The following is a 26,981-nucleotide window of genomic DNA, read 5'->3' as shown; positions in this document are numbered from 1 at the left end:
TCAGCGCTCCTTGAACGCCCGTGACATGCTGTCGGTGATCGGCTTCGTGATGTACTCGAAGAAGGTCCTCTCCGAAGTCTGGATCAGCACGTCGGCCGGCATGCCTGGAACGGGATGAAAGTCGTGCACGCGCGCCATCTCCGCCTCGGAGAGCGCGACGCGCACGATGTAGACGTCGCGTGGAGCCGCTATCGAGCCTTCGTCGATCGAGTCCGCTGAAACGTAGAAGACCTTGCCGTCTAGCACCGGCGTCGTTCGGCGGTTGAGGGCCGAGAGGCGGATGGCCGCGGTCTGGCCTTCGCGCACCTGGTCGATCGAGGTTCGCAGCACCTGAGCCTCGATGATCAGCGGCACCCCGGCCGGCAGGATCTCCATGATCGGCTTGCCGGTGGTGATGACGCCGCCGGCGGTGTGGTAGTAGGAGCGCACGACCGTACCCGTGACCGGCGACCGGATGACGGTCCGTTCGAGAACGCCCGCCACCTCGTGCATCTGTTCGCGAATGCTGTCGAGATCGGATGCGGCTGTTTCGAGCGCGTCGAGTGCGGCCTGCTTGTTCGCATTGATCGCGATGACCGCCTCTTGCCGGAACCGCGCGATTTGCGCTTCGCTTTCGTTCATCTCTCCCTGCAAGCGGGAGATGTCGCCCATGGCGTCGGCAATCGCGCGTTCGATCGCCAGCAGGTCCATCTTGCGCATGTATCCGACATTAACGAGCCTGGCCTTGGAATCGCGCTCTTCCTCCAACAGGGCGAGCTGCCGCTCGAAAGCCCGCCTCTGCCCCTCATAGCCGGTGAAGCGGAATTCCAGCGACTTGATGTTCTTCTCGATGAGGTTGAGTTGCTCCTCGAGCTTCACTTGCTTGCTGTGGAAGATGACGTTCTGGCTCTGGATGATCGTGTTGACGTCGGGGTCGCTCGCCTCGTCCATGACGATCTTCGGAATCTTGAACTGCCTGGCACCTTCCGCCTCGGCCCTCAGGCGGGCGACCACCGCCTCGAGCCGCAGGCGCTTCAGGTTCACCATGCGTTCGTTGGCGAAGGCCGCGGTCGGATCGAGCGTCAGCAGCACATCCCCTTCCTTGACGACGTCGCCTTCGTTGACCCGCATCTCCTTGATGATGCCGCCTTCGAGATGCTGGATGATCTTGTTGTTGCCGGTGGCGACGAAGCTGCCCTGCGCGATGATCGCGGAAGCAAGGGGCGCCGTCGCCGCCCAGAGCCCGAAGCCGCCGAAGGTGCTCAGCAGAACGCCGAGCCCGATCACGGTGTGAAGGCGGATCGAGCGCGGCACGTCACTGTACCACTCGACCTGACCGGAACCATCCCTGGTTTTGATATCGCGTGTCATGGTTCACCTGCCCTCGATGGTCTTTTGTCCGGCATCGCCGCCGTTGTTCTTCGACAGTGCTTTCAGCACCTCGACGCGCTCTCCGAACATCGCGACCGTGCCATCCTTCAGCACCAGTATCTTGTCGACGGCCTGAAGGAGCGACGGGCGCTGCGTGATCGTGACGGTGGTGATCCCCTGCTTCTTCGCATGCAGCAGGGCCTTGGCGAGGGCGGCCTCGCCCTGGGTGTCGAGATTGGAATTCGGTTCGTCGAGAACGACGAATTTCGGATTGCCGAAGAAGGCGCGAGCCAGCGCAATGCGTTGCTTCTGACCGCCGGAAAGCGGCGCACCGTCGGCGGCGACCACCGTCTCGTAGCCCTGCGGAAAGGTTGCGATCAGCTCGTGCACGTCGGCGAGCACCGCCGCCTCGTAGATCTGGCGATCATCGACGTCGTCACGCATGCGGCTGATATTTGCCTTGATCGTGCCGGGGAAGAGCTGCACATCCTGCGGCAGGTAGCCGATGCTCTCGCCGAACTGCCGCTGGTCCCAGTTGCGGAGATCCATGAGGTCGAGCCGCACATTGCCCGAGGTCGGCAGGATCGAGCCGACGAGCATCTTGCCGAGCGTCGTCTTGCCGGAACCGGAATTGCCGATGATGGCGAGCGCCTCGCCCTTCTTGAGAGAGAAGGAGATGCCATTCAGGATCACTTTCTTCTGCGGCGGCGGCACGAAAAGCACGCGCTCGACGTCGAGGCGACCCTCGGGGTTCGGAAGCCGCAGCCGCGGGAAATTGAGCGGCGAGCTGACGAGCAGCTGCTTGATGCGGCCATAGGCGGCGGCCGACTTGTTGAACTGGTTCCAGCCCTCGATCGCCCCCTCGATCGGCGCGAGCGCACGCCCGGAAATGATCGAGGCGGCGATCACCATACCGCCGGTCAGTTCGCCGGAGAGCGACAAATGCGCACCCCAGCCGAGGAGAGTGATCTGCGCCATCATGCGGCAGGCCTTGGAAAGCCCTGCGAAGACGATGTTCCGGTCCTGGGCGGCGACGTGAGACTTCAAGGAGCCCGCGGTTTCCTGCCCCCACATCCTCACCGCCTCCGGGATCATCGCGAGCGCATTGATGATCTGCGAATTGCGCGACATCGAATCGAGATGGAAATTGGCGCGGCCGAGATAGCCGTTCGCGTCCGCGAAGTGGCGGGCCGTGAATTTCTGGTTCAGGTAGGCGATCACGAAGAGCACCGCGCAGCAGGCCATGATGATCATGCCGAGATGCGGGTGGACGAGATAGACGACCACGACGAAGAGCGGCATCAGCGGTGCGTCGAGAAAGGCGATCAGCGTGCCCGAGGTCAGGAAGGATCGCAATTGCTGCAGGTCCTGGAGCGTCTGGTAGTCCTTGCCGGTGCCGTGCAGCGAGGCGCGTGCGGCGGCGCTGAGGATCGGGGAGCCGAGTTGCACCTCGAGCTCGACTGCCGTCCGCATCAGGATGAAACGGCGAATGGTGTCGAGAAAGGCCTGAAGGAGCACCGCCCCGATGACCGCGATCGTGAGCATGATGAGCGTGTCGATCGAGCGGCTGGTGAGCACCCGGTCGGAAATCTGGAACAGATAGAGCGGGATCGCGAGCAGCAGCACGTTGATCGCGACGGTGAAGACCATCACGATCGCCATGTTGCGGCGAATGACGACGATGGCGCGTGCCAGGCTCGCGGCGAAGTTCACCGGCCCGCTGCGCTTGTGGAACCCCTTGTGGCCACCACCACCCCCGCCGCCGCCCCCTCCGGTGTCGGGCACCTTGCCGTCGCCGCCGCGTCCGGTGGTCGGGCGACGGTCTTCTTTGCGGATCGGCCCACTGTCGGCATCGATCGTCTTGCCGAACCGGATGTCCGGCTCCTGTCCGACCTTGTCCTCTATGGTCTTCCCCTCGACCTCGCCCGGACCGGGATCCGGCATCCGGCCCCGGACGACCTGCGCGTCGCCCTGCGGTTCGGGCTCCTGCTCTTGTCCCGGCGGCGTCACTCCCGGCAGGCGAGCCGTCGTGACATTCGCCTCCGCCGGGGCAGAACCTTCGCTTTCAGGGTCGGCGGGGCGACCGGCAACGCCTGACGTCGGTCCACCCCGCCCTGAGACGGCAGTCGTTTGCCGGGCCGGCACGGCCGTACCGTCTGCCAGCGTTCTCAGCGTTTCGACCGCCTCCTCGATCGCCGAAATACAGGCGTCGGTGAGTGCATTTTCTTCGTGGGCGGCGGTGATGTCCCGGGGGATGCCCGGTGCGATCAGCCTGCTCCCGGCCAAGGTGTTTTTCGATATGTGGTTCATGTGCTCCCCCCTGCCCTTGCACTCACGCGACTGCCGTCTGCATCACGTCGACGGGGCTCGCGTGCGACCAGGAAAGGTCGTGTCCCGCATTGATCACGCCGTCCACCGCGCCGCCGTCCCCGCCGGTATCGTCGTCGAGGAAGGCGATCACCTCGTTCGCAAGCCCGTTCTGGACCGGCTGCGGCTGGGTATCATCGTCCTCGATGATCCCGCCCTGGATCAGGACGGCATCAGAATAGAGATTGCCGCCGAGATAGGTCGTGTCGCCGAAGCTGTCGTAATCGACGATCTCCGCGACATTGACGACCGCGTTGCCTCCGGTGTCGATCGTCACCGTCGCACCGTCGCTTCCTTCAAGCACGTCCTGGGCGACGGCATCGACGTGGTCTGCATCGCCGACCACGTTCACCTGCTTGATGAACGTCACGTCGAAGAGATTGCCGGTGATGTAGAGAACGTTGAGACCTTCATAGCCCTCGAAATTGGCGTCATGGGCGAGATCCTTCGGCATCCCGGGGTCACGGTCCTCGATCGCCTGGATCGTCTCCGGGATGTAGTCCGGCATGGTCTCGAAGCGGTCGTTGGCTCCGACATTGTGGATGGTTGCCTCGTTCCAGAGCAGGTTGTCGCCCGACCGGACGTCCGCGCCGTCACTGCCGCTGCCGACCACCCAGTCATTGTCGTAGAGTACGGAGAGCTGGCTGATGATGTTCATGTCGAGGACATCGCCGCCGACGATCACCAGGTCGTACTGCATGCCGAGGCCGAGAAGACCGGCGAAATTGATCGCGGAGTTGCCACCCGTCAGGATGGTCGTTTCGCAGCCGGTCGTCGTCACCACCATCTGGTCGTTGTCGGTGACGAAGTTGTATTGCTCGATCCACTGCACGAAGCAGACATCGCCTTCGACGACGCTCACCCGCCACTGGGTCGGAAAGACCGGATCGCCCGAGCTGTCGTCGCTCGCCGCATCGGCGGCGGGATCAACCAGGCTCGAGCGACCGAAGGTCGCGATGTTGAAGGCGAGCGTGCCGGCATCTTCGGCCGCACTCTTGCCGAGCAGTCCTTCGGGACCACTGTCCCTGTCGCTGTAGACATAGGCCTGCGTGATCATGTCGACCTGGTGATAGTCGCCCATGACGGCGCTCACCGGCGCTATGATTCCGGTGGTTGTGACCCCGGCGATGTTGGCGACCATGTTGGCGCCGGCACCGACCTCGAGGTTGTCTTCGGGGCCGCCGGTCTGGGTCGCGCTGTCGCCTTCAGAAACCGGTTCTTCCGGCGGCGCGGCGATACCACGGTCCGGCAGGAAATCATCGAGAACGGGGACCTCTTCGACGACCGCACCGTTGACGACGGTGCCATCGATCTCATCCCCTGCGGCCACGAAGTCGACGGCATTGCCAACACCGAGCGAGGTGGTCCCGCTTTCGACGAGATCTTCCTTCAGCGTGTGCGCATCCTCGGCGATCGCCTGCAGACCATCATAGCTGTCTGTCCGTTCATAGCCGGAGAACGGGGTGTAAGGCTCCGCCTCGTTCGCGTAAGCCGTGACACGCTCGACCACGAAGCGCATGTCGAGCGGAGGCGTTCCCGTGCCCGTCATGTCGAAATAGTCATCGTCCTGCAGAAGGTTGACCTGGGTGAGGTGCGAGACTGCCGAGCCCGGACCGATGAAGATCGGCAGGACCTGCGGCGCATCGGGTGCCGGCACGCCCCAAGGCAGATGATGTGCCGGCAGGTCTCCCGCGTCCGCACCGGGGAGGCTCGTGATGGCGAATTGCAGATCGGTGCCGAAGGGAACATGCCGCCCGCCGCCGGTGAGATCCTCGTCGGAGAGCACATGGCGAACGCCTGGGTCGTAATCCTTCAGCAGGAGTTTCGACGCGAAATCCGGATCGAGTGCGGCAAGGTCCGGCGCGTCGTCGCGCGAAGCCTGGGCAACCCGACCTTCGGTGTGGGCGATGCGCATGCGCACATCCTCGACGGCCGCATCGAAATAGCCGATGAAGTGCGCGATGATGTCGGAAATCCTCTCGGTATGCATTGCCGCCTCCCATTCACCTTCCGCCCGAAGGGATGCCGGCTTTCCGGCCGGATCCTCTCGTCGCGGTGTCTAACCGCCGAACTGCACCGGCCGCGGCCGGTGCAGCTTTTCTTGGTTGGGGATTTGGAGATCAGGCGCCGGTATCTTCGCCGACGTCGCTGACGTGCGAGTTGCCGCCGATGATGCTGCTGTCGATCGTGTTGCCGAGCAGGTTCGCACCCTGGACGAACTCGAAGTGGAAGCCCGAATTGGCGAGGATCGCCGAGGCGTCCGCCGTGCTGTTGCCGGCGACGTCGTCACCTGCCTTGAGATCCCAGCACTTGCCGTCGAGTTCCACGCCCTCCGAGCTGTCGGCGTTGCCGCCGTTCGCGGAGAGCTGGTTCTGCGCACCACCGTTGTCCATCCGAACGTTCCAGGCGCTGTCCTGATCGGCCAGGTGGCTCGCCTGCACCGCGCTGAAGCCGGCGTCGTTGCCTTGGCCGTTCAGCGAGTCGTTGAGGATGTTGTCGACGTCCAGCGTAAACGAGAAGTCGTCACCGAGGTTGAAGGTCAGGTCACCGCCTGCGATGCCGAGATTGCCGTTGTCCTTGACGTCCTCGAGCACGGCGAAGTCGGTGTCGGTGCTGTTGTAGCTGTCGGTGGCCGTTTCCGTGACGGTCTTGATGTCGGTGTCGGTATCGGTAACCGTCTTGATGTCAGTGTCCGTTTCGGTGTTGGAGTAGGACTTGCTGTCATAGCTCCAGTCGTAGTCCGTCTTGATGTCGGTGTCGGTCACCGTCTTGGTGTCGTTGTCCGAGACCGTCTTGATGTCGGTGTCAGTCTCGGTGTTGGAGTAGGACTTGCTGTCGTAGCTCCAGTCGTACTCGTTGTCGCGATTGTCGCCGTTGTTCGCCGCAATGTCGACCTTCGCATCGACATCGACGTCGGTCGAATTGTCGGTGTTGTTGCGGTTGTCGCCATTGGCGACGCCGCCGACATAGCCGGTGGAGCCTTCATCGACTTCCGTGGAGTTGATGGCGCTGTTGGCAAAGCCGTCGGCCAATGCGCCAACATTGTTTTCGGTATCGGAACCCTTCGGGTCATAAGACATTTCTAACTCTCCCAAAAATGAGGAGCAGCCACGAAATCCCTCTCATCTCGACTGGGATCTTTTCTCGCCTGCTCCATGCTGTTGAAATCCACAGATGTACGCGTCACGTGTTCATCTGCTCCGTCACAAGTCATGCAAGTCATTCGAGAATAGAAACCTCGAACGAGGCAATATTCTCCCTCTCCGGAAGCGAACAGTCGCTTCCGGTTCGGCATATTTTCTTTCATGCAATCCGCGTGATACCTGTGGGAACGAGTGGATCGTCATTCTCGATCCCCTTCAGTCTCACTGCGCAACCGAACTGAACATCAAAAACGGCGTCGTTCCTAGCTGCGAAATAGGATTAGTCCCTGCCCTCCCACGGCGATGCGACCTGCCCTTTCTTTTACCGACCGGAAAAAATTCGTAAAAACAGGAGGAAGGGAATGAACACTCGATAAGAGTGCATCGAATCAATTATGGAAAATTAGTGGTTGTGTAGAATAATTTCAGTATATCGATGCATTGCCTTCACACGAAAGTGCGACTTCTTTTCGCAACCCTAACCCGAACTGGTTATTTTCTTTCGCGCCACAAAGAGCTAACATATTTGGCACAATATCAGCCTTCAGATGAGGACCTGGGCAATCGCGGGCTCTCCCGGGAATATCACTGTATTGCGTGGAAAACTGACGGGAGCCTTGTATGTTAATGACCGAATCTACCGTACACGAAGCTGCACGCCGAACACAGCGCAGCTCCCCGCCCAATCTATTCGTCATGGTGGCCAAGCAGGATCTCCTTTCGGAATGCCTCGCCGAGGTTCTGTCGAAACATTTTCCCGAGACGGAGATCATCGTCTATCGCAGCGCCGGCGAGATCACGCGCAAGGAGTGGGAGACCGTCAGGCTGCTTCTCCTCTACGACCTCGCCGAGACCGATATTCACGAGATCGTCGAGGACGCCTCCAAGGAAGCGCCCGAGGTTTCGGTCGCGATCGTGCTCGACGGAGGCAGTGTCCATGACGAATACCTGAAGCACCTCGTCGCAACCGGCGCGATCGACGGCATCCTGCCGCTCAGCCTCCGGCTCGACGTCTTCCTCGCGGCCATCGACCTGCTGGCGAAGGGCGGCGAACATTTCCCGGCGGCCCTCCTGCAACGGCTCCACGTCGTCGGACCACCTCTTGTCGGGACGGCCCGGACGGACAGCCTCATCGAGAGCGTTCGGCAGGCGACTGTTCATGATCACCGGATTTCCGTGCTGACGACGCGCGAGGTGCAGATCCTCAATCTCATCTGCCAGGGGACGCAGAACAAGACGATCGCCGACCTGCTTCACCTCTCCGAAAACACGGTGAAGGCGCATATCCGCAGCATCTACAAGAAGATGAAGGTCAAGAACCGCACCGAGGCCGCCTCCCGCTTCTTTTCCGACGAGCGCGCGGGGCCGGCCGGCAAGGAATACAACTGAAGGCCGAGGCGTTTTCACGCGCTCCTCGGTCATGGCTTTTTTAGCAGCCTTGGCGGGAACCGCGAGCTACGGCAGATGTTTGATAGGCCGTTCGGTCAAGCACAGGCATTTGTGTCATGCTGCCATCTTCGCAAAGCAGGTCGGAAACGGCGCCGCCAGACGGCGGAGACGTCCTTGCGGCAAGCGATTTGCCGGATTGGGTCATTCGCGCGCTGGCGGACAACGGCATCACACGGTTCAGCCAGGTGTCCGAAATGTCGGATGCGCAACTTCTGAAACTGAAGGGCATCGGCCGCCGTTCGATCGCGCTCATCCGGTCGAGCGGCAGAGCCCTGCCGCCGGACATGTTTGCACCTCGACCGTCGACCGAACGGGCAAAGGAGCCCGATATTTCGTCCTCCTCCCAATGAGGCCCAATCAACACTCCCGACCATCAAGCAGGCACTCGGCACGCCGACGGTAGCGAGAGAGAAGCGCAGCGATCGGCGCGCGTTCATCTCCGCTCGCCCGCTCCAGGGCCATCCACCATAGGCCGGTCTGAAAGCCGAGATAGCAGGCTTCGAACAGTGTCAGCACGTCGTCTTCAAGACTGCCGTCGGCAAGCCGGCCGACGGCCTCGGCGAGACGCCGTCGTTCGGGTGCGGTCAGATCGAATTCGACGGCAGCGCCGGCGACCTCCCAGGCGATGTCCTGACACCCGACGAGATCATGCGCACTGTTGTGATCGACGGCATCGGCTTTCAGAAGGCTGCCCCCGGGCGTCACCAGCCATTCCCACGCATGCAGGCGGTTGTCGCTGTCGATCCGGCGCAGCCTCCGGCATGGGCGGCCATGTGCTTCTGCGAGCAACCTCAGCTTTTTGCCCATGTCTTCCCCGAAAGTTCCTGCGAAATTATAGACGGCCACGTCGCAGAGTTCCCGCAATGTCGCCCCCTGCCCTCCCCCCGAAAGATGACGCGCGCGAAACCCCAGATAGCGCGCCAGATGGTCGAGAACCTGCAGACGTGGGAGGGCGGTGATCGGAATGTGCGCCGTTTCGACCCATTGCTGGACCAGGAAACCATGGCAGGTCCCGGCGATCTTCGGCGCAAAACCGGCCTCGTGGAGAAGCGCCCCGCGCCGCGCCTTGGCCGTCCCGACATCCCCCAATCCTGCGAACTTCACAAGAAAGCGCTCACGTCGCCCCCCCGCCTCGCGTTCGAAAAGGAACTTGCGTCTCTCGAACTGCGCGTCGACCGGCGGCCGCGTCGCGTCTTTCGCGGCCCCGATCTTCCGCCACCTGCCGCCGGAGATGTCCCGCCACGAACCGCAGCGCGCACCGGTGAGGTCCGAGACCCACGACGGGAGGCGGGCCGTCGCCGGATCGAGAAGGAGCCGATCCACCGTATCGAGATGGCGCGGCCGCTCCTTCCAGCGCCGCACATGCCTTTCGCTCGCCTGCGCTCCAGGATCGCCTGCATGGCTCGGAAAGAAATGGATGCGGGAGCGCTCGACGCCGTTTTTCTCCAGCCAGTCGGCAACACTGCCGAAAGAGCTTCCGGAGAGACCCGGGCCTTCGTCGACGATGGCGTAAGACTGGTCGCGACCGGCAAGCAGGCGGCGGGCCAGCGCGGGACCGATATCGACGCGTCGTTCGAAGGGATGGCCGTGCGGGCGTAGGCTGCCGGCGGGCGCGGCCCCGAGCGCCGCCGAAACCATGGCGGCAAGGCTCGTGCCGATGCTGCGGATGCCGATCACGACGGTGCTTGCGGTCAGGCCGGACCGCAGCGCCGCCTCGGCATAGATTTCCGGAAGGAGCGCGTAGAAGGCATAGCCCTCCGGCTGCCGCAGCCGCACGGTGTCGGGTCCGTTCAGGCGCCGGAGGAGATCCGGCCACAGCGGATCGAGCGAGAGCCCGCCGTCGAACCCGCTTCGCCACGAGCCGATGATCGCCTCGGCCTCGACGCGGAGAAGGCGCCCGCCGGCGTCCTGTAGAGGCGACCATTCGTCGATGCCGTCCTTTTCGAAGGCCTCGTCCAGCAGGCCCTGGACCAGTTCGCCGGTGCGGATGAAAGCGGCGACGAGCCGCTCGTGGCGAGTGAGCCCGGGCGGCATGGCGACCGCCTCGTCGAGGTCGTGGGCAATGGCGGCACGGATCGCCATCACCTCCTCCACGCGTTCGATGTCGCCGAAAACCAGCATGCGCCTCTCCACTGCGGACCGGAATGCAGCAACGCCCATGCGCCAAAGATGATCCGCGGAACCTCCGCGTTTCGGAAAACTTTGAATGGGCAGGGAACGGTTTCGCCCGCCGGGGGTTCGAAAAGCATTGTAGATGCTGGAGTGCACCCATGCGTTCAAAGAAAATCCGCGTTGGCCTGGTCGGGGTCGGCAACTGCGCCTCCTCGCTGGTTCAGGGGATCAGTTACTATCGCGACGTGCGAGACAACGAACCGATTCCGGGGCTGATGCACCCCAACCTGGGCGGATACGCCGTCGAGGACATCGAGGTCTCCGCCGCATTCGACATTGCCGATACTAAGGTCGGGCGGGATGTGGCCGAGGCGATCTTCGCGGAGCCGAACAATACCCGACGCTTCAGCGAGGTTCCGTCGACCGGGGTCCGGGTTGCGCGGGGAAGGACGCTCGACGGCATCGGCCGCTATCTGCGCGACATCGTGAAGGAATCGGCCGACGCGGAAAGCGACGTCGCCGAGATCCTGCGCCAGTCCCAGACCGACGTCGTCGTCTCCTACCTCCCGGTCGGTTCGGAGGAGGCGACGCGCTGGTACGCCGAGCAGGCGCTCGAGGCGGGCTGCGCCTTCATCAACTGTGTCCCCGTCTTCATCGCCTCGCAGCCGGAGTGGCGGCGGCGTTTTGCCGACCGCGGCCTGCCGATAATCGGCGACGACATCAAGAGCCAGGTGGGCGCCACCATCGTGCATCGCATGCTCGTCCATCTCTTTCGGGATCGGGGCGTGCAGGTCGACCGCACCTACCAGCTCAATTTCGGCGGGAATACCGACTTCCTGAACATGCTGGAGCGCGAGAGGCTGGAATCGAAGAAGCTCTCAAAGACCCGCGCGGTGACGAGCCAGCTCGACGTTCCCCTTCCCGCCGACGACGTCCATGTCGGCCCGAGCGACCACGTGCCGTGGCTCGAGGATCGCAAATGGGCCTATATTCGGCTGGAAGGCACCACCTTCGGTGGCGTACCGCTCAATGCCGAACTGAAGCTCGAAGTGTGGGATTCCCCCAATTCGGCGGGGGTCGTGATCGACGCGATCCGCTGCGCGCGCCTCGCGCTCGACCGCGGCATAGGCGGCGCGCTGACCGGTCCGTCCAGCTATTTCATGAAGTCCCCGCCCCGGCAGTTCAGCGATCACGAGGCGCGCAAGCGCACGGAAGACTTCATCGCGGACCGCGAGGAGGTGCTGGACGGAGCCGCCGAATGACGGTCACCGTCCTCATGGTGCGGCACGCCGCGCATGACAATGTCGGCGGGTTCCTCGCCGGACGGATGGAAGGTGTCAGCCTCGGCCCCGCCGGAAGGAGCCAGGCGGCGAGGCTCGGCGAGCGGATGCGGGGTGCTGCGATCGACGCGATCCATTCGAGCCCGCGTGAACGCTGCCGCGAAACGGCGGAAGCCATCGCATCCGCCTGCGGCCTGCCGCCGCCGCGGATTGCCGAGGAGCTCGACGAGATCGACTTCGGCCGCTGGTCGGGATCGACGTTTGCCGAACTCGACGCGGATCCGCTGTGGCGGCGATGGAACACGGTGCGCAGTTGTTGCCGCACGCCCGGCGGCGAAAGCATGCTCGACGTCCAGCAGCGGGCACTCCGCTACCTCGAACCGCTCGTCGCCGGCAATGCCGGACGCCGGCTCGCGGTCGTCTCACATGCCGACGTCATCAAGGCGATCGTCATGCACGTCCTCGGCCTCGCGATTGACGCCTGGCCCCGTTTCGACGTCTCCCCGGCCTCCGTGACCACCATCGCGGCGGGCGAATGGGGCGCAAAGCTCCTCAACCTCAACGACGTGGTGTCCTGACGCCACGACAACGCCAAGGAGAAACCATGATCGAAGCTGCGATGATCTGGAACGAGCCGAACAACAAGTCGCACTGGGACCCCGAGATCGATCCCGACTGGACCCGCTTCGCCCGGATGGCGATCCTCGCGGCGGATGCGATCGGTGCCGCCAATCCGGCGATCACGCGGGTGCTTGGCGGGATATCACCGATCGATCCGCGCTTCATGGCGCGGATGCAGGACTTCGGCGTCCTCGATCACGTCGACGCGGTCGCCGTGCACGGCTTTCCGCTCGACTGGAACCTCTGGCAGATTCACGAATGGCCGGCGAAGATCGACGAGATCCGCGCGGTAACGGACCTGCCGATCTGGGTGAGCGAGGTGGGCGTCTCCTCCTTCGGGGCGGAGGAGGTGCAGCATTGGGGGCTCGAGCGGACCGCCGAGCTTCTCAAGGGCAAGGTGGAGCGGTGCCAATGGTACAGCCTCTATGACCTGCCGAGCGCCTGGGAGGCGACCACACGACACAAGGAGGCCGAAGGCTCCTCCTATTACCGGCATTTCTACATGGGCCTCCTGCGGGACGACGGAACACCGAAGCCGGCACTCGAAGCCTTCGCACGTCATGTGACGGATTTCGGGCTGGTGCAGTGGTTCCATTTCGAGGATCACAGGCTCGACGACGCGGTCGCCTGGATGAAGCGGCTCGGTGTCCGCTCGCTCCGGACGGGCCTTTCCTGGGCCGACCGCTTCCGGCCGAACGCGCTCGACTGGTTCGACCGCCAGATGCAGGCGCTCGAGGATTTCGACGTCACCGTCACCTTCTGCTTCACCCCCGAACACCGCGGCATCGCGCCTCATCACACCAGTGCTCCGCAGGTTCCCGAGGAGTTCGCCGAATTCTGCGCGGAGATGATCGAACGCTACGCGCCGACGCGGGAGCGACAACAGGTGTCTACCCGGCCGTCAATGGCCGTCCTCGGCTCCCGCTAGGCCGAGGCGCTCGACGAGGCGGCCAACGGGGCCCCGGGAATAGGCAAGCCCGTGATAGGTCGACAGCGCGGCCGTCGCCCACATGAGATAAAATCGCCGCCAGCGCAGGAGGCGCGCGACGAGGAAGACCCTGTGGCTCCATCGCGCGATGCCGTAGCGCATCCGGTAGGTCATCCTCCGCCGTGCCGAAATCCCGTCGGCGGAGGCCTGCACCCGCTTGCGGGGCGTGAGGCCGGCGCGCCACCAGGTGAGGCGGAAGGCGAGCCCCTCGCGGCGATGGCGAAACCCGGCGGCCTGGGTCGCGGCCACGAAACCGGCATCCACCGGCTCGAGGGCAATGCGGCCGGCGGCGACGCCGTCGCCGACGATCCCGTGCAGTTCCCGCGATCGGACGATCACGACGTTCGTGCCGCGCCCGTCGGACGAATAGGGTTCGACCCAGGCATCTCCGAACGAAATGTCGGCGGTTTCGCCGACCACGTCGTCACAGAAGTTGCAGGCGTGGTTCTGGAAAAAACCGGCGCCCCAGTCGCCGTCAACCATATGCCACCAGTCCTTCTCCCGCGTCGTTCCGTCGTTGAGCATCACCTGAGCGCGGTACCAGTTGGCCGGCCGGTCCGGCGATTTGACGCGGTAGTCGAGCGCCGCTACGTCCTCCATCGCGGTCCCCATCTGCCATGCAAAACTCTCGGCCATCCGCGCGCTCTTCATATGGCCGCAGAAGAGCCCGAGCGTGAAAGCGATGCGTTCGGCGAGCACCGGATCCTGCGCGGTGGCGAGCCGCACCGCCTTTATGAAACAGGGTATGCCGATCACGGCGTAGCGTCCCGGAACCGAACGGATCGTGCGCAGGACGCCGGAAAGCTCCACCGGGTAATAGCGGGACTTTGCCCCTTGTCGCAGCGCCTCGACGCTGCGCGAGATCGTATAGGCAAAGAGCGGCCCACCGTCCCCGTCCGTCGACGAGGGCGCGACATGGGCGATCCCGTCGATGAGGCCGCGACGGAGAAGTTCCGCGGCGACCCAGGTCACGAGCCCGCCGGAACTACCCTCCCCGCGAAACTCACCCTCTTCGGCATGGCCGACATAGGCGGCCTCGTAGCGGCCGATCAGAGGATCGCGACCGCAGGCTTCCGGAAAATGACGCCCGGCAAGCGCATCCTCGTCCTCGGCATCGGGCGAGAACGGGCAGGAGGCGGCGAGCGGCATGGTGCGGCGGTTGAGCCACGACCGCGCGCCCGCTGGTTTCATCTGACCGTAGATGTCGAGACGCATCTCGGCGGTTTCGCCAGCGCATTGCGCAACACAGGCTCCACAGCCGATGCAGAGACCGGAGCGGATTATGTCGGCGGGTGCGAGCGCGGCTCGGCCCATCGTGTCAGACACTGACCGGAGCGAGGACATGGGCGAGGAACGCCTCCGAGCTGTGACGCAGGCCCGCAATCCGGCGGATGATGGATGGCGAAAGCGGTTCGGCGAGCACCGTGTCCACCTGTTTTTCCGCCTCGGCAGGAGCGACCACGTGGTGCTCGGCCCCGAGCATCACGGTCAGATCGCCGAGCTTGCTGCTGCGGTAATCGGAGAGCGTGCAGGCGAACGGCTTCTCGTTGACGAGCGCGAAGACGCAACCATGGAAGAAGTTGGTGAGGACGGCCTCGGCTCCGCCCATTGCGGCGGCGAAGTCTTCCGGGCCGGCGTCGGGCCATTGCCGGTCGGCGAAGTCGTTGTGGTAGCCGACGCTCAGAAGCCGGATGCCGCGGTGGTCAGCCCAGCGGCGGGCGGCCGGCCCGAACCAGGCGGGGAAGCTGTGTCCGTAGACGACCGCGAACGGCGCGTCTGTTTCATGCGGGGCAACAGTCTCGATACTCTCGGGAAACTGGAGGCACGGATCGAGCACCAGAGCCGGAGTAATCCCGAGCACCTCTTCGATCAGGCGCTTCGAATTGTAGTCGCGCACCGAAATCACCGAGAAGTCACCGAGCCGGTCGGTCCAGCGCCCTTTGAGCAGATCGGCGGCCGTGAAGTTGCCGAAGCTTGCGGCATAGGAGGCGAGGCGTCGCGCCGGCAGGCCCTCGCCGTAGAAGATCGAGGATCCGCCATACCAGGGATGATGAAGGTTCCAGACCTCGTCGCTGCCGACGACGACGAGATCGAAGACATCGAGCTCTGTCGGGTCGTCGAGCGGGAACGGTTCGGTGCGCGGAAGCGCCTCGAAAGCCTCGAGGAACTTGCGGATCTTGCGGCTGTAACCAGCCCGCGCGTCGGGGCGCGTAACGGCTGGAAGCTCCGGCTGGAGGGCACAGCGCCATTCGGCACGGTCGACCGGGGACGAGCGATGCTCCAGCAGGCGAACTTCGTTGCCGGCACCGTCGAGGCCTTCGACGAGGCACCGCGCCTGCCAATAGGATCCGTAATTGATGCAGCGGTGTAAGGTCAGCACACCGATGTCACCGTTCGGCGGGAGCGGTGTTCCGCTCGGCAACGAGACGGGAGAGCGGCCCTCCCGTAAGGAGGCCGGGTGCACCGTGGGCCCGTTGCCGTTTATTTTTCCCAGATAAGCCACGATCGCCGCCCTCGTTCCAACAGCAACAAAACCGCAGGCGGCGGACAAAGTTCCGCGAGGACGCGTCGGATGATGCAGTCGGTAGGCCGTGCGCCCGCGATGCGGCGGAGGGCGAGTTTTAAAAGCCAAGCCATTCATAAGTAAAATGAATCGGTCCGCCCGGACCGATTCAACAAAGTCGTTGGACGTCGCGAATCGATTTCGCGACAGTCCTGCCATGACCCATCATCGCACTTGCTCCACGGATTTGCGCCGCGTCGACCCCGAACGCAACATGGCGCGCTTTTACCTGCTCACAATCCAGCCGACGCTCTTCGGCGGCGTCTCCCTCATCCGCAACTGGGGTCGCATCGGCACGAGCGGGCAGGTCAAGATCGAAACCTACGACCGGCCGGACGACGCCGACCGCGCCTACCGGCGTCTCGAACGCATCAAGCGCCGCCGCGGCTATGTCGACCCGCACGACGTGGGATGCAAGGGTTTGGTATAGGGTGGAACACTGGGAGAGCGGCTCCCGAAATAAGCCTCTCGGAACTGTCAGTAGCGTGCAAGAGGTAGTCCGTACTGACAAACCCAGGCGTTCGAGCTGGCAAGAGCGTCGGCGTTTTCAGGCCGCCACCGATCAGCTGTCGTCTCTGCTTTCGCACGCTACCTGCCGGCCTCCGCCGTTTGCGAAAGGCTCACGTCAAGTGATCGTGCCTTCTGGAGGGAAGCAGGCTCCGGCAAGAGAGTAGCTGGCGCATAACCTGGGGGTTTGTCGGCATTCGCTCACCTCCTTCGAATATGCATGACGCAAGCGCATGCTCCTTTCGCGCGAGCACAACCTTTCAGGATTCACCGCCTCTCGATCAAATTTTTCACCTATTGACTAATTCATTCGTTTGATTTAATTTCACGCCATGAACGAGACAAAGCCCTCCCCCCGAGACAAGCGCCCCGAGCGCGGAGATGCCACGCGCGACCGGCTGCTGGCGGCGGCGATCGACGTCTTCGGCCGTTACGGCTTCGATGCGACGACTACGCGTGCGCTTGCCGACGCCGCAGAGGTCAATCTTCAGGCGATCGGGTACCATTTCGGCGGCAAGGAAGGTCTCTATCTCGCCGCGGCAGACCACATCGCCCAGTCCGTGGCGAGCCATGTCGGAACAGTCCGTGATCGACTTGAGGAGCGGATCGCACAGGCGGCCGGCGCTGACGGCGGCCTCTCGACTGCAGACGCCGAAGCCATGCTCGGCGATATTCTCGCGGCGCTCGCCGGTCTTTTTACCAGCCGTCAATCGGAAGCCTGGGTGCGTTTCATGGTGCGTGAGCAGATGGCCCCGACCGAAGCGTTCGAGCGGGTCTATACCAACGCAATGAAACCGATCCTCGAGGTGGTCGGCAGGCTGGTCGGCCACCTGCTCGACGAGGAACCGGCGTCAGAACACGTGCGGCTCCGGGCTCTCTCGCTCGTCGGCGGCCTGCTGGTCCTGCGCGTGGCCCAAGGCGCGGTAGAGGCCCATCTCGGCTGGAAGACGTTCGGAACACGCGAGACCGACGCCGTCCAGCATCTGGCCCGGGAACTGGCCGCCAGCGTCGTTCGGGAAAGGGCAAGACCATGAAGAAGACCCTCGTCATCCTCGCCTTGGCACTCGTCATCGCCGCAGGCGTCGCTGCCACCTTCTGGACGGACCTGCCAGTCAGGCTCGGCTGGTCGGGCACCGAGGCCGGCGAGATGACGCTTTACGGCAATGTCGACATCCGTCAGGTGCAACTCGGCTTCCGTGTCTCAGGCCGCGTCGCCGCGATGAAGGTCGAGGAAGGCGATACCGTCCATCGCAGTCAGGTGCTCGCAACCCTCGACGCTGGCCCCTATGAAGACTCCGTGCGTGCTGCCGAGGCGCAGGTGGCGGGGCTGAAGGCCACGCTCGACAAACTGGTCGCCGGCCCGCGGCCCGCCGAGATCGACCAGGCTCGTGCGGTGCACGACGAACGAACCGCCGAACTGCTGCTCGCCCAGCAGGCCTTCGATCGCGCCCGCCAGTTGCGGCCGTCGGACGCGATTTCGCAGGCCGATCTTGATCAGGCGGCGGCAAACCGTGCCGCAGCGACGGCGCGTCTCGCATCCGCACGGGAATCGCTGCGTCTCCTCGAAGAGGGGTCGCGTGCTGAAGACATCGCCGTCGCCCAAGCAAACCTCGACGCCGCCGAGGCGAGCCTTGCCGGCGCCCGCACCGCGCTTGCAGATACAGAGCTGAAGACCGCGGCGGATGCGATCGTGCTCTCCCGCGTCCGGGAGCCGGGATCCATCATCTCGCCGAGCGATACCGTCTACGTGCTCTCGCTCGCCTCGCCGGTCTGGGTCCGGACCTACATCGCCGAGCCGATGCTCGGGCTGATCCGTCCGGGAATGCAGGTCGAGGTCCATTCCGACGGCGCACCGGAAAGACCCTATGCCGGCCGCATCGGCTTCATCTCGCCGGTGGCCGAGTTCACGCCGAAATCGGTCGAGACGCCGGAACTCAGGACCGATCTCGTCTACCGGCTGCGGGTGATCATCGATGACGCCGATCCCGGTCTGCGCCAAGGCATGCCGGTCACCGTCCGCATCCCCGCGGCCGGGCAGGCGGAGCGAGACGATGGGTGAGACGCTCGCCCGCTTCGAGAACGTCACCCGAGGATTCGGCAAAGGGCCGCCCGCCCTTGACGGCGTGAGCGGCGAGATCGGCGGCGGCGAAATCACCGGACTCGTCGGCCCGGACGGCGCCGGCAAGACCACACTGATCCGGCTGATGACCGGGCTGATGCTGCCGGATTCGGGCCACGTCGAGGTGCTCGGCATCGATACGGCCCGCTCACCGCAGCGTATCCAGAACCTGATCGGCTACATGCCGCAACGTTTCGGGCTCTACGAGGATCTTTCCGTTCAGGAGAACCTCGACCTCTATGCCGATCTCCGCGGCCTGCCGCGGGACGAGCGACCGTCCGCCTTCGACGAGCTGCTCACCTTCACCGACCTCAAGCGCTTCACCGGCCGGCTTGCCGGCAAGCTCTCGGGCGGCATGAAGCAGAAGCTCGGGCTCGCCTGCGCGCTGCTCAAGAAGCCGCGCCTGCTGCTGCTCGACGAGCCGGGGGTCGGTGTCGATCCGATCTCGCGCCGCGAGCTTTGGAAGATGGTCGAGGACCTGACGAAGGAGGGGATCGGCGTCGTCTGGTCGACGGCCTATCTCGACGAGGCGGAAGCCTGCGACCGCGTCCTCCTCCTGAACGGTGGCAAGCTGCTCTTCAGCGGGCCCCCTTCCGAACTCACCGGCCGCGTCGCCGGACGTGTCTACAAACTTCTCGACGTCGACGGGCGCCGCCAGGTGTTGACCCGCGTCCTGCAACGGCCCGGCACGGTGGACGGTGTCATCCAGGGCGAGGCGATCCGTCTGGTGCTCGCGAGTAACATGCCGCCCGCGGTGGACGAGATCGCCGGGGCCGGCGCCCGCCTCAACCCGGCCGAGCCGCGTTTCGAGGACGCCTTCGTCGATCTTCTCGGCGGAGGGCCCGACGGCCGTTCGAAGCTCGCGGAGGCGACGACAGCACTTCCAGCCGCCGACGGCCACCCGGTCATCGAGGCGCGCGGCCTCACCAAGCGCTTCGGCGATTTCACCGCCGCCGACAACATCAGCTTCAGCATTCCCCGCGGCCAGATCTTCGGTCTCCTCGGGCCGAACGGCGCCGGCAAGTCGACCACTTTCAAGATGCTCTGCGGCCTCCTCAGGCCGACGAGCGGGGACGGCCGTGTCGCCGGCTTCGACCTCCGCCGCGACACGGCCGAAGCCCGCAACCGGCTCGGCTACATGGCCCAGAAATTCTCCCTCTACGGCGACCTGAGTGTCGCGCAGAACCTCGATTTCTTCGCCGGCGTCTACGGCCTCGGTGGTCAGAGGCGACGCGAGCGCATCTCGCTGATGACGGAGATCTTCGATTTCGGCAGCCACCTGAAGATGTCGGCGAAGGACCTGCCGCTCGGTCTCAAGCAGCGGCTGGCGCTCGCCTGCGCGGCGCTGCACGAGCCGGAAGCGCTCTTCCTCGACGAGCCGACCTCCGGCGTCGACCCGATCACCCGGCGCGAATTCTGGACCCATATCAACGGCCTCGTCGAGAAGGGCATCACCGTTCTGGTGACCACCCATTTCATGGAGGAGGCCGAATACTGCGACCGGATCTCACTCATCTATCGCGGCCGCTCGATCGCGCTCGGCTCGCCGGACGAGCTCAAGGCGCGCGTGGCGCGCACTGACAATCCCGACCCGACGATGGAGGATGCCTTCGTCACGCTGGTGCGCAATTCCGACCTGGAGAACGCGGCATGACGGATCACCCTGCCCCGTCCGCCGCCTCCGGCCGGCGCCGCCGCTTCCTCGCGCTGATGCGCAAGGAGACCTACCAGATCGTGCGCGACCCGAGCAGCATCCTGATCGCCTTCGTGTTGCCGCTCGTCCTGCTCTTCATCTTCGGATACGGCGTGTCGCTCGATGCGACCCGCACCCGTGTCGGCGTGGTGGTCGAAGCCTCGACGCCGCTTGCCGACGACCTCGCCGCGAGCTTTGGGGCTTCGCGCTATTTCGATGCGGTGATCGGCCGCGACCGCCGCGCCTTCGAGGAGGACCTGGTGCTCGGCAAGGTGCGGGGCATTCTGGTGATCCCCTCGATCTTCGCGCAGGATGCCGCAAGCGGCGGCAGTCCGCGCATACAGGTGATCGTCGACGGCACAGATCCCAATACGGCAAGCTTCGTCCAGAACTATGCGAAGGGCGTGGTTGCCACCTGGGCGGCGATCCGCTCGACTGAGACGGCGCTCGCACCCCCGAAAATCACTGTCGAGCAGCGCTTCTGGTTCAATCCGGAGCTCAGCAGTCGCTATTTCCTCGTGCCCGGCTCGGTCGCCATCGTCATGACGCTGGTCGGCACGCTCCTGACCTCGCTCGTCGTCGCCCGCGAATGGGAGCGAGGGACCATGGAGGCGGTGATGGCGACACCGGTCGGCGCGCTGGAACTGCTCGCCGGCAAGGTCATTCCCTATTTCCTCCTCGGCCTCGTGGCGATGAGCCTCTGCGTCGCGGTCGCGGTCTTTCTCTTCGGCGTGTCCTTCCGCGGCTCGCTCGTGGCGCTCTATGCGCTGTCGGCGAGCTTCCTGGTGCCTGCGCTCGGCCAGGGGCTCCTCATTTCCGCCGCCACCAAGAACCAGTTCCTCGCCTCCCAGCTCGCCCTGCTTTCCGCCTTCCTGCCGGCCTTCCTCTTGTCGGGATTCCTGTTCGAGATCGATTCCATGCCACGGCCGATCCGGCTCATCACGGCGATCGTACCCGCCCGCTACCTGATCCCCAGTCTGGAAAGCGTCTTTCTCGCCGGAGACATCTGGCCGATGTTCCTGCGTTCGATGGGGATCATGCTGTTCATCGGCACCGTCCTGCTCGCGCTTGCCGCCCGCAGCACCCGCAAGAGGATCGCCTGACATGTGGTGGCTCCGCCTCAAGGCCCTGATCGTCAAGGAACTGCTCGCGGTGCTTCGCGACCCCAAGGGCCGGGCGATCGTGATCGGCCCGCCGATCATCCAGCTCTTCGTCTTTTCCTACGCGGCGACACTCGAGGTCCGCAATGTCGATGTCCTGGTGCTGAACCGCGATGCCGGGCGTTGGGGATACGAACTCATCCAGCGCATCGACGGCGCCCCGTCCTTCCGCGAGATCATCCGCGTCGAGACGCCGGCGGAGATCAGGGAAGGCGTCGACCGGCAGCAGGCGATCGCGGCGGTGGTGATCGGCCCGACCTTCTCCCGCGACATCGACGGCGGCAGGCCCGCCGACCTGCAAGTCATCCTCGACGGGCGCCGCTCGAACGCCGCGCAGATCGTCGCCGGTTATCTCGGCGAGATCGTCACCGGGCTCTCGGCGGACATCCCGGCCGGAGACCGGCTGAGAACGCGCGCGGTGGAGGTGGCACCGCGCAACTGGTTCAATCCGAACCTCACCTATCAATGGTTCATGGTGCCCAATCTCATCGCAGTGATCGCCATGCTGATGGGAATCGTCGTGACGGCGTTGTCGATTGCCCGCGAGCGCGAGCTCGGCACCTTCGACCAGTTGATGGTCTCGCCGCTCAGAACCCATGAGATCCTGATCGGCAAAGTCATTCCGCCGATGCTGATCGGCGCCTTCCACACGACCGTCTATGTTCTGGCGGCGGTGTTCTTCTTCCATGTGCCGCTCGAAGGCTCGCTCCTCTATCTCTACGGCGCCGCCTTCTTCTACCTGCTTTCGGTGGTCGGCATCGGGCTCTTCATCTCGGCGATCTCGATGACGCAGCAGCAGGCGATCCTCGGCGCCTTCCTGTTCATCGTGCCTGCGATCCTGCTTTCCGGCTTCGCGACCCCGATCGAGAACATGCCGGGCTGGCTGCAGCCGGTGACGGCGATCAATCCCGTGCGCTACTTCCTTATCGTAGTCCGCGGCGTCTTCCTGAAGGATATTCCCTTCCACGAGGTCGTCCGCAACACCGTGCCCCTCCTCGCGATCGCCTGCGTGACGCTCACCGCCGCCGCCTGGCTCTTCCGGAGACGGCTGGAGTAGGGCGACATCGGTATCAGGATAAATCCAATCCGTCCGACGCTGCCTGCGTCATGCCTTCGACGCGACTCCGAGTTGCGGCGGCCGCCGCTGCACGTCTCTCCGGATCATCGATAAGGGTGAGAATGGCGTCGCGCCACATAACTCGGTCGTATGGCAGGAGAATCTCGGCGTCGTCGCCCGGAGCTCCGTAGGCGGGCGAGATCGAAAAGATCCCCGCAGCACCTGATCTAGCCACATCGATACGTTTCGTAGGAGATCGGCAGTCATTGACTGTCGAGGGCGCAAGTGGCACCAGCATAATATCAACATTCGTGGCCAGCATCTCGTTCAGATACCTGGTCCACGAGACCGGTCGACGTAGCGTCACCCGCTCCATGCCATGCCAGACTGGTTCCACCTTCGGGCTCCCGAAGACTTCAAACGCGACACCTGGCCGCAGCGCCAGAACCTCTCGGATGATTGGTCGTAGAAACCGGTGCTCCTCCACGTGCACGCCGGTTGCATGGTAAGCGATGAGCACCGTATCGCGTGTGGCAGTCTGTGATCTGTCCGACACGTTCCAGAGCTCCTCTGGCGGCGCCGGTAACAGAACGCGAGCACCGGCCAACGCAAGGCGATCGGCGAGCTGAGGTGTCGACGCCCACACAATGTCGAGATGACGATTCAGGCGTCGAAGAGGCCAAAGGGCCCGCATGAACAGGAGGAATCTATAAGAAAGGGGGGCGTCGCGACCGACGATGACTGCCGGAATGTCATCGTCAAGAAAAAGGCCGACACCGGCGAGACGGCTGCTCCCGGTCTCTATCCAGTCCAACACGGATGCAGATGCATAGCGACAAACGATGACGAATGTTCCGTCGGCGTCGAGACTGCTTAGATCATTGTCGCGCACGTCAACAAAGGCATGCGGCGGCATCCCCTGAGCAGCAAGGCGAGCAGCAAAATAGTAATCGGACGACGGGTTGGGATAGCGACCGAAGACGACGATACGCTTCACCGGTCGCCTTGCCCGTCCGGTCGCGCCGGGGCGCAACCGGGGGATGGGCAGGAACCGGGCAAGCGGCGACAACAATCCGTCATAACGCGGCACGCTGTCTCCTGTTATTACGTCGCTCGCAGTGCCACAATCCAGCATTGGACAAGATCATGCAGTCCCCATTGATCTGCCATCCCGTAGCGAGAGCCGATATGCTGCAATGATGGTCGAGTCAAGTTGCTGGAACGGAGGGACTTGTCCACGGACAGCCCCAGCGTCTTTGTGGCCGATATCGTGGAAAGGTGGAGTTTCCCGCAAGCGAGACATTCAGGTTGCGTTCGCTCGGAGCGGGCATTATAGACTCGCTCCGCAAGCGACCCGAGATGTGATTGGCGGTAGATAAAATGCGGTTTCTCGAGAAGATCTTCCATGGTATCTCCTCTCGGAGACGGCAGGAAACCGAGAGCTTGTTCGATCAGTACTGCAACGACAAGCCCAGCCATCAGAACGCAATAGATATCCTGCCGGGATGGAATTCGGCGTTCCCTTCATCAACTCGTCTGAAGGCCGGCGACCACGCGCTGTTTGTGGATCCGCGAATCGATTGGGCGGTGCAGCAAGCAGGTTCGATAAAGGACAAGAAGGTACTCGAGATTGGGCCTCTCGAAGGAATGCACACCTATATGCTCAATAGGCACGCCCCTTCATCCATCGATGCTGTTGAGGCTAACAAACAGTGTTTCCTTCGGTGCCTTGTGACGAAGGAAATTCTCGGCATCGATCGCGCGCATTTTTATTTAGGCGATGCGTTGAAGTGGCTGGAGACGGAAGACCGTCATTACGATCTCGCGGTAGCCTCGGGTGTTCTTTACCATATGGCGGACCCCGGGCAGTTTCTGTCGCAACTGACCCGTCGATGCGACCAGCTTTTCATATGGACACATTATTTTGATGACACGGCGATGCCCGCCGACGACCCGCGTCGTCAGGCGTTCAACGGCAACATCGAAACCCGGACCTTTGCCGGAGTTCCGGTGCGCTACTACGAACGTCACTATTTCAATGCCAACGTGACGAAAGAGTTCTGTGGTGGCATGAAAGATCGGCACTATTGGATGCACCGGGACGACATCCTGAGTCTAATTCGAGCCTTGGGTTTCAGTGAGATCAGCATTACGCAGGAAGATCCTGGCCACCGGGGTGGTCCTTGCTTCTGCCTTTTTGCAAAGCGGGACTCCCTAACGATGCAGGCGTGAATTGCTTTTCAACATCCAACGTGACAGAGGAGACCTAGTCGAGGGATACCTTATCCCCGACGGATTTTCCGATGTTCCGGTTGTGCTTGTTTCGGATGCTGACGGGCGCATAGCAGAAATCGAGTGCGATCAATTGCACAGCGCCGTCGTGGCAAGCGGACGGCACAACACGGGCTTGGTTGGCTTCAAACTCACCGATCACAACATTCCTGGGCTGAAGGAGCGCGCAACGCTCGTGATCCAGGATGCCAAAACGGGATTGCTGATCTATCGGCGCCCACTTCCTTCGCGCCAGATAGATCGAAAGATCCTGCGCATAGAGACCCAACTCGTTCCGCACGCTGCACTCGACCGGGCCATGAGGAGCCATTTCCAGTATGTACTTCCGTCGATAGATCGTTACGGATACGAAACGACACTCCAGGTTTTTCTTCTCGACAAGCTCAAGTCGATTTATTTAAGCGGTCGGTTTCAGGTACGAAATCATCAGGACTTTTTCGACAAGGGCTTTGCTGGCGTCGCGCTTCTGACGGAACCCTATTACGAAATGGCTCTTCGTCTGTTGACGTTGAAGCTATGTTCGACGACGAAGCCGCCATTTCTCGGGGAGCGCGACTTGATGTCCCTGTCTCCGGCCATCGCCTACTTCGGTGATTTGGATTTCAAGGACACGGGCGCGGTGGCGAAAGCGCTCAAGCGGGCGCCACCACGAGTTCGAGCGGTTCTGATGTCTCCAACGACGCGGCAGTTCGCCTGCGCAGATCCGGAGCAGCCGTCAACCAGACGGGACATAGCGGTGGTGATGGATATCATATCGCGCCTCGAAGTCATCGGGCATATTAATGACACACTTTCATTTGCTTCGTCCTTGGGAGAGCTACTGAATATTGATATGGACAGGATACCAATCCTGCAGCGAAACGACGCAATCGATCGAGTCGCTGCTGAGCTTCGGACTTTTGCGGTGGCGGAATCGTACCTAGAGGATGACCTTATCCTCGACTATTACGTGCGCAAGGCGATCGATGATGCGGCTGCGCAGAAGATTTGACGAACGGAATGTCGGACGATGACTGAGACCAAGATCAGGGGAAGCGAGACTGACTCGCCGTTCCGTCCGCGCCACAGCTTGATAGGGCGGTTATCACGTCAAGCATTCCCAATGTCGAAAAGTAGCCGGTCAGTCGTTTCGATCGACGTTGAACCTGCGCAGGGGGAGCAAGCGGATGCGAAAACCAATTCGCGCATGCCGTTTGCCTTTATCAGTTTCATCGCTGTTGTCATTCTACCAGTGGTCGCCAGCATATTCTATTTCGCTTTTGTCGCGTCTGATCAGTACATCGCCGAGGCTCGGTTCGCAGTTCGCTCCCTTGCCGAGGATCGAAATAAGGATTCGCTCGATAGCGGCGTTCTTTCGATGAACGCTATGCCTCAGGATGGATTTATCGTTACGAGTTTTATCCAATCGTCAGAGATTCTTGAGCGCTTGGAAAAGAAGATCGACTATCGCCAGATGTTCACTCGAAGCGACGCAGATATCCTGTCTCGCTTTAACGAAGTCGAGTCGAAAGAGCGTTTTCTGAAATACTGGGCCAACCAAGTGTTGACCTATGTTGACGGTCCATCAGGGATCATCACACTTAAAACCCGTACTTTTTCTCCAGAAGATTCGAAGGCTCTGGCTTCAGCGATCATCGAAGAAAGTGAGACGCTGATCAACGAGCTGTCGGCGCGTGCGCAACACGATATGATTGCTCGTTTCGAGGCGGAATTGCAGAGAACGGCCGAGAATTATCGGTCTGCACTGGAAGCCATGAAGGCGTTTCAGAATGAATCCGGCTTGTTGACGCCCGAAGCACGGGCTACCGAGGCGGGGACGCTCTTGTCGGCGCTCCTCGCCCAAAAGCTCGAACTTGAAACCCGTCTGTTCGTCTTGAGGGAATCGAAGGTGGAATCATCACCGGTTCGCCAGCAGCTTTTACTCGCGAGCCAGAGCATCAGTGAGCAGATCGACAAGTTGAGGCGGGAACTGGCGGGCGATTCCGGATCAGCGGCCAGCGTCGCTAGCGTCATTCAGAGCTTTTCACGGATCGAAACAGACCGTCGGGTGGCAGAGAGCCTTTATGAAGCGGCCCGCAAGAATCTAGAAGAGGCGCAGGCTGAAGCCATGCGGAAGAGCTTGTACCTGGTGGTGTTTGTTCCTCCGACAGTGCCAGAGGAATCGCTCTATCCTCATAGAGTGTCGACGCCTCTGCTTATACTTCTCGCGCTCACGGTTCTTTGGAGTACCGGGGCCCTCCTATGGGCTTCGATTGAAGATCATAAGCTCTGAGGAGGCGA

Annotated in this window: 22 protein-coding genes and 1 pseudogene; 14 read left to right on the top strand and 9 right to left on the bottom strand. The window is 62.8% G+C overall.

Annotated features, from left to right (window positions below; all coding sequences use genetic code 11):
• From EUU22_RS10700 to EUU22_RS10685, 4 genes are all read right to left on the bottom strand, one after another.
• Nucleotides 1-1,350 (bottom strand): HlyD family type I secretion periplasmic adaptor subunit, encoded by a 1,350-nt coding sequence (locus EUU22_RS10700; RefSeq protein ID WP_112691091.1) that lies wholly within the window; start codon nt 1,348-1,350, stop codon nt 1-3.
• A 3-nt stretch (nt 1,351-1,353) separates the two neighbouring features.
• A complete protein-coding gene (locus EUU22_RS10695; RefSeq protein ID WP_129331998.1) occupies nt 1,354-3,660 on the bottom strand; it encodes a type I secretion system permease/ATPase in 2,307 nt (768 codons plus the stop codon).
• A 22-nt stretch (nt 3,661-3,682) separates the two neighbouring features.
• Nucleotides 3,683-5,707, bottom strand: coding sequence for a hypothetical protein (locus tag EUU22_RS10690; protein WP_129331997.1), 2,025 nt, complete (start codon nt 5,705-5,707; stop codon nt 3,683-3,685).
• A gap of 130 nt (nt 5,708-5,837) precedes the next feature.
• Nucleotides 5,838-6,797, bottom strand: coding sequence for a fibrinogen-binding protein (locus EUU22_RS10685; RefSeq protein ID WP_129331996.1), 960 nt, complete (start codon nt 6,795-6,797; stop codon nt 5,838-5,840).
• Between the two features lie 690 nt (nt 6,798-7,487).
• On the opposite strand from EUU22_RS10685, the gene EUU22_RS10680 reads away from it, so the two are divergent.
• Together EUU22_RS10680 and EUU22_RS10675 are read left to right on the top strand one after the other, a co-directional pair.
• A complete protein-coding gene (locus tag EUU22_RS10680) occupies nt 7,488-8,249 on the top strand; it encodes a helix-turn-helix transcriptional regulator (protein ID WP_245484990.1) in 762 nt (253 codons plus the stop codon).
• Between the two features lie 116 nt (nt 8,250-8,365).
• Nucleotides 8,366-8,659 (top strand): helix-hairpin-helix domain-containing protein, encoded by a 294-nt coding sequence (locus EUU22_RS10675; protein WP_205687892.1) that lies wholly within the window; start codon nt 8,366-8,368, stop codon nt 8,657-8,659.
• Nucleotides 8,660-8,666: 7 nt separating this feature from the next.
• On the opposite strand, the gene EUU22_RS10670 is transcribed toward EUU22_RS10675, so the two are convergent.
• The gene (locus EUU22_RS10670) at nt 8,667-10,430 is read right to left on the bottom strand and encodes a hypothetical protein (RefSeq protein WP_245484988.1); all 1,764 of its coding nucleotides are present in this window, start codon (nt 10,428-10,430) and stop codon (nt 8,667-8,669) included.
• A gap of 149 nt (nt 10,431-10,579) precedes the next feature.
• Here EUU22_RS10670 and EUU22_RS10665 point away from each other — a divergent pair, with 149 nt between their 5' ends.
• Genes EUU22_RS10665 through EUU22_RS10655 form a run of 3 tightly spaced genes read left to right on the top strand, consistent with a single transcriptional unit; the run spans nt 10,580 to nt 13,250 of the window.
• Nucleotides 10,580-11,683 (top strand): inositol-3-phosphate synthase, encoded by a 1,104-nt coding sequence (locus tag EUU22_RS10665; protein ID WP_112691085.1) that lies wholly within the window; start codon nt 10,580-10,582, stop codon nt 11,681-11,683.
• A complete protein-coding gene (locus EUU22_RS10660; protein ID WP_129331995.1) occupies nt 11,680-12,279 on the top strand; it encodes a histidine phosphatase family protein in 600 nt (199 codons plus the stop codon). The genes EUU22_RS10665 and EUU22_RS10660 overlap by 4 nt, the downstream gene beginning before the upstream one ends.
• Nucleotides 12,280-12,305: 26 nt before the next feature.
• Nucleotides 12,306-13,250, top strand: coding sequence for a glycoside hydrolase 5 family protein (locus EUU22_RS10655; RefSeq protein WP_129331994.1), 945 nt, complete (start codon nt 12,306-12,308; stop codon nt 13,248-13,250).
• Here EUU22_RS10655 and EUU22_RS10650 read toward each other — a convergent pair.
• A complete protein-coding gene (locus EUU22_RS10650) occupies nt 13,224-14,525 on the bottom strand; it encodes a Coenzyme F420 hydrogenase/dehydrogenase, beta subunit C-terminal domain (protein WP_129331993.1) in 1,302 nt (433 codons plus the stop codon). The genes EUU22_RS10655 and EUU22_RS10650 overlap by 27 nt on opposite strands.
• Nucleotides 14,526-14,628: 103 nt before the next feature.
• Nucleotides 14,629-15,696 (bottom strand): polysaccharide pyruvyl transferase family protein, encoded by a 1,068-nt coding sequence (locus EUU22_RS10645; RefSeq protein WP_245484995.1) that lies wholly within the window; start codon nt 15,694-15,696, stop codon nt 14,629-14,631.
• A 334-nt stretch (nt 15,697-16,030) separates the two neighbouring features.
• Between EUU22_RS10645 and EUU22_RS10640 the strand changes: the two genes are divergently transcribed.
• Entirely contained in the window at nt 16,031-16,303 is a 273-nt protein-coding gene (locus tag EUU22_RS10640; RefSeq protein WP_245484986.1) for a WGR domain-containing protein, read from the top strand.
• 47 nt (nt 16,304-16,350) lie between these two features.
• Here the strand turns inward: EUU22_RS10640 and EUU22_RS26135 are convergent.
• A pseudogene (locus EUU22_RS26135) lies at nt 16,351-16,440 on the bottom strand (type II toxin-antitoxin system CcdA family antitoxin); the annotation flags it as partial.
• 272 nt (nt 16,441-16,712) lie between these two features.
• On the opposite strand from EUU22_RS26135, the gene EUU22_RS10630 reads away from it, so the two are divergent.
• The 5 genes from EUU22_RS10630 to EUU22_RS10610 are packed head-to-tail and all read left to right on the top strand — an operon-like array spanning nt 16,713 to nt 22,409.
• Complete coding sequence (locus tag EUU22_RS10630) at nt 16,713-17,414, top strand: CerR family C-terminal domain-containing protein (protein ID WP_129331990.1); 702 nt, start codon at nt 16,713-16,715, stop codon at nt 17,412-17,414.
• The gene (gene hlyD, locus EUU22_RS10625; protein WP_129331989.1) at nt 17,411-18,439 is read left to right on the top strand and encodes a secretion protein HlyD; all 1,029 of its coding nucleotides are present in this window, start codon (nt 17,411-17,413) and stop codon (nt 18,437-18,439) included. Before EUU22_RS10630 ends, hlyD begins: the two co-directional genes overlap by 4 nt.
• Nucleotides 18,432-20,153: an ATP-binding cassette domain-containing protein gene (locus EUU22_RS10620; protein WP_129331988.1), complete on the top strand. Its 1,722-nt coding sequence runs from the start codon at nt 18,432-18,434 to the stop codon at nt 20,151-20,153. Before hlyD ends, EUU22_RS10620 begins: the two co-directional genes overlap by 8 nt.
• Nucleotides 20,150-21,295 carry an ABC transporter permease gene (locus EUU22_RS10615; RefSeq protein ID WP_129331987.1) on the top strand — a complete coding sequence of 382 codons (1,146 nt, stop codon included), beginning with the start codon at nt 20,150-20,152 and terminating at the stop codon, nt 21,293-21,295. Before EUU22_RS10620 ends, EUU22_RS10615 begins: the two co-directional genes overlap by 4 nt.
• Before the next feature lies 1 nt (nt 21,296).
• Entirely contained in the window at nt 21,297-22,409 is a 1,113-nt protein-coding gene (locus EUU22_RS10610) for an ABC transporter permease (protein ID WP_129331986.1), read from the top strand.
• Nucleotides 22,410-22,422: 13 nt separating this feature from the next.
• Here EUU22_RS10610 and EUU22_RS10605 read toward each other — a convergent pair whose 3' ends face one another.
• Complete coding sequence (locus EUU22_RS10605; protein ID WP_129331985.1) at nt 22,423-23,499, bottom strand: glycosyltransferase family protein; 1,077 nt, start codon at nt 23,497-23,499, stop codon at nt 22,423-22,425.
• Between the two features lie 353 nt (nt 23,500-23,852).
• Here EUU22_RS10605 and EUU22_RS10600 point away from each other — a divergent pair, with 353 nt between their 5' ends.
• Genes EUU22_RS10600 through EUU22_RS10590 form a run of 3 tightly spaced genes read left to right on the top strand, consistent with a single transcriptional unit; the run spans nt 23,853 to nt 26,973 of the window.
• Nucleotides 23,853-24,641 carry a class I SAM-dependent methyltransferase gene (locus tag EUU22_RS10600; RefSeq protein ID WP_245484983.1) on the top strand — a complete coding sequence of 263 codons (789 nt, stop codon included), beginning with the start codon at nt 23,853-23,855 and terminating at the stop codon, nt 24,639-24,641.
• Between the two features lies 1 nt (nt 24,642).
• Nucleotides 24,643-25,692 carry a hypothetical protein gene (locus EUU22_RS10595; protein ID WP_129331984.1) on the top strand — a complete coding sequence of 350 codons (1,050 nt, stop codon included), beginning with the start codon at nt 24,643-24,645 and terminating at the stop codon, nt 25,690-25,692.
• Between the two features lie 18 nt (nt 25,693-25,710).
• Nucleotides 25,711-26,973 carry a KpsE/RkpR family capsule polysaccharide export protein gene (locus tag EUU22_RS10590; RefSeq protein ID WP_129331983.1) on the top strand — a complete coding sequence of 421 codons (1,263 nt, stop codon included), beginning with the start codon at nt 25,711-25,713 and terminating at the stop codon, nt 26,971-26,973.
• The last annotated feature ends 8 nt before the right edge of the window (nt 26,974-26,981 follow it).

Source organism: Ciceribacter ferrooxidans (genome assembly GCF_004137355.1).
In the GTDB taxonomy this organism is placed as follows: domain Bacteria; phylum Pseudomonadota; class Alphaproteobacteria; order Rhizobiales; family Rhizobiaceae; genus Allorhizobium; species Allorhizobium ferrooxidans.
The sequence above is the reverse complement of the archived record's forward strand: the minus strand, read 5'-3'. Positions and strand labels throughout refer to the sequence as shown.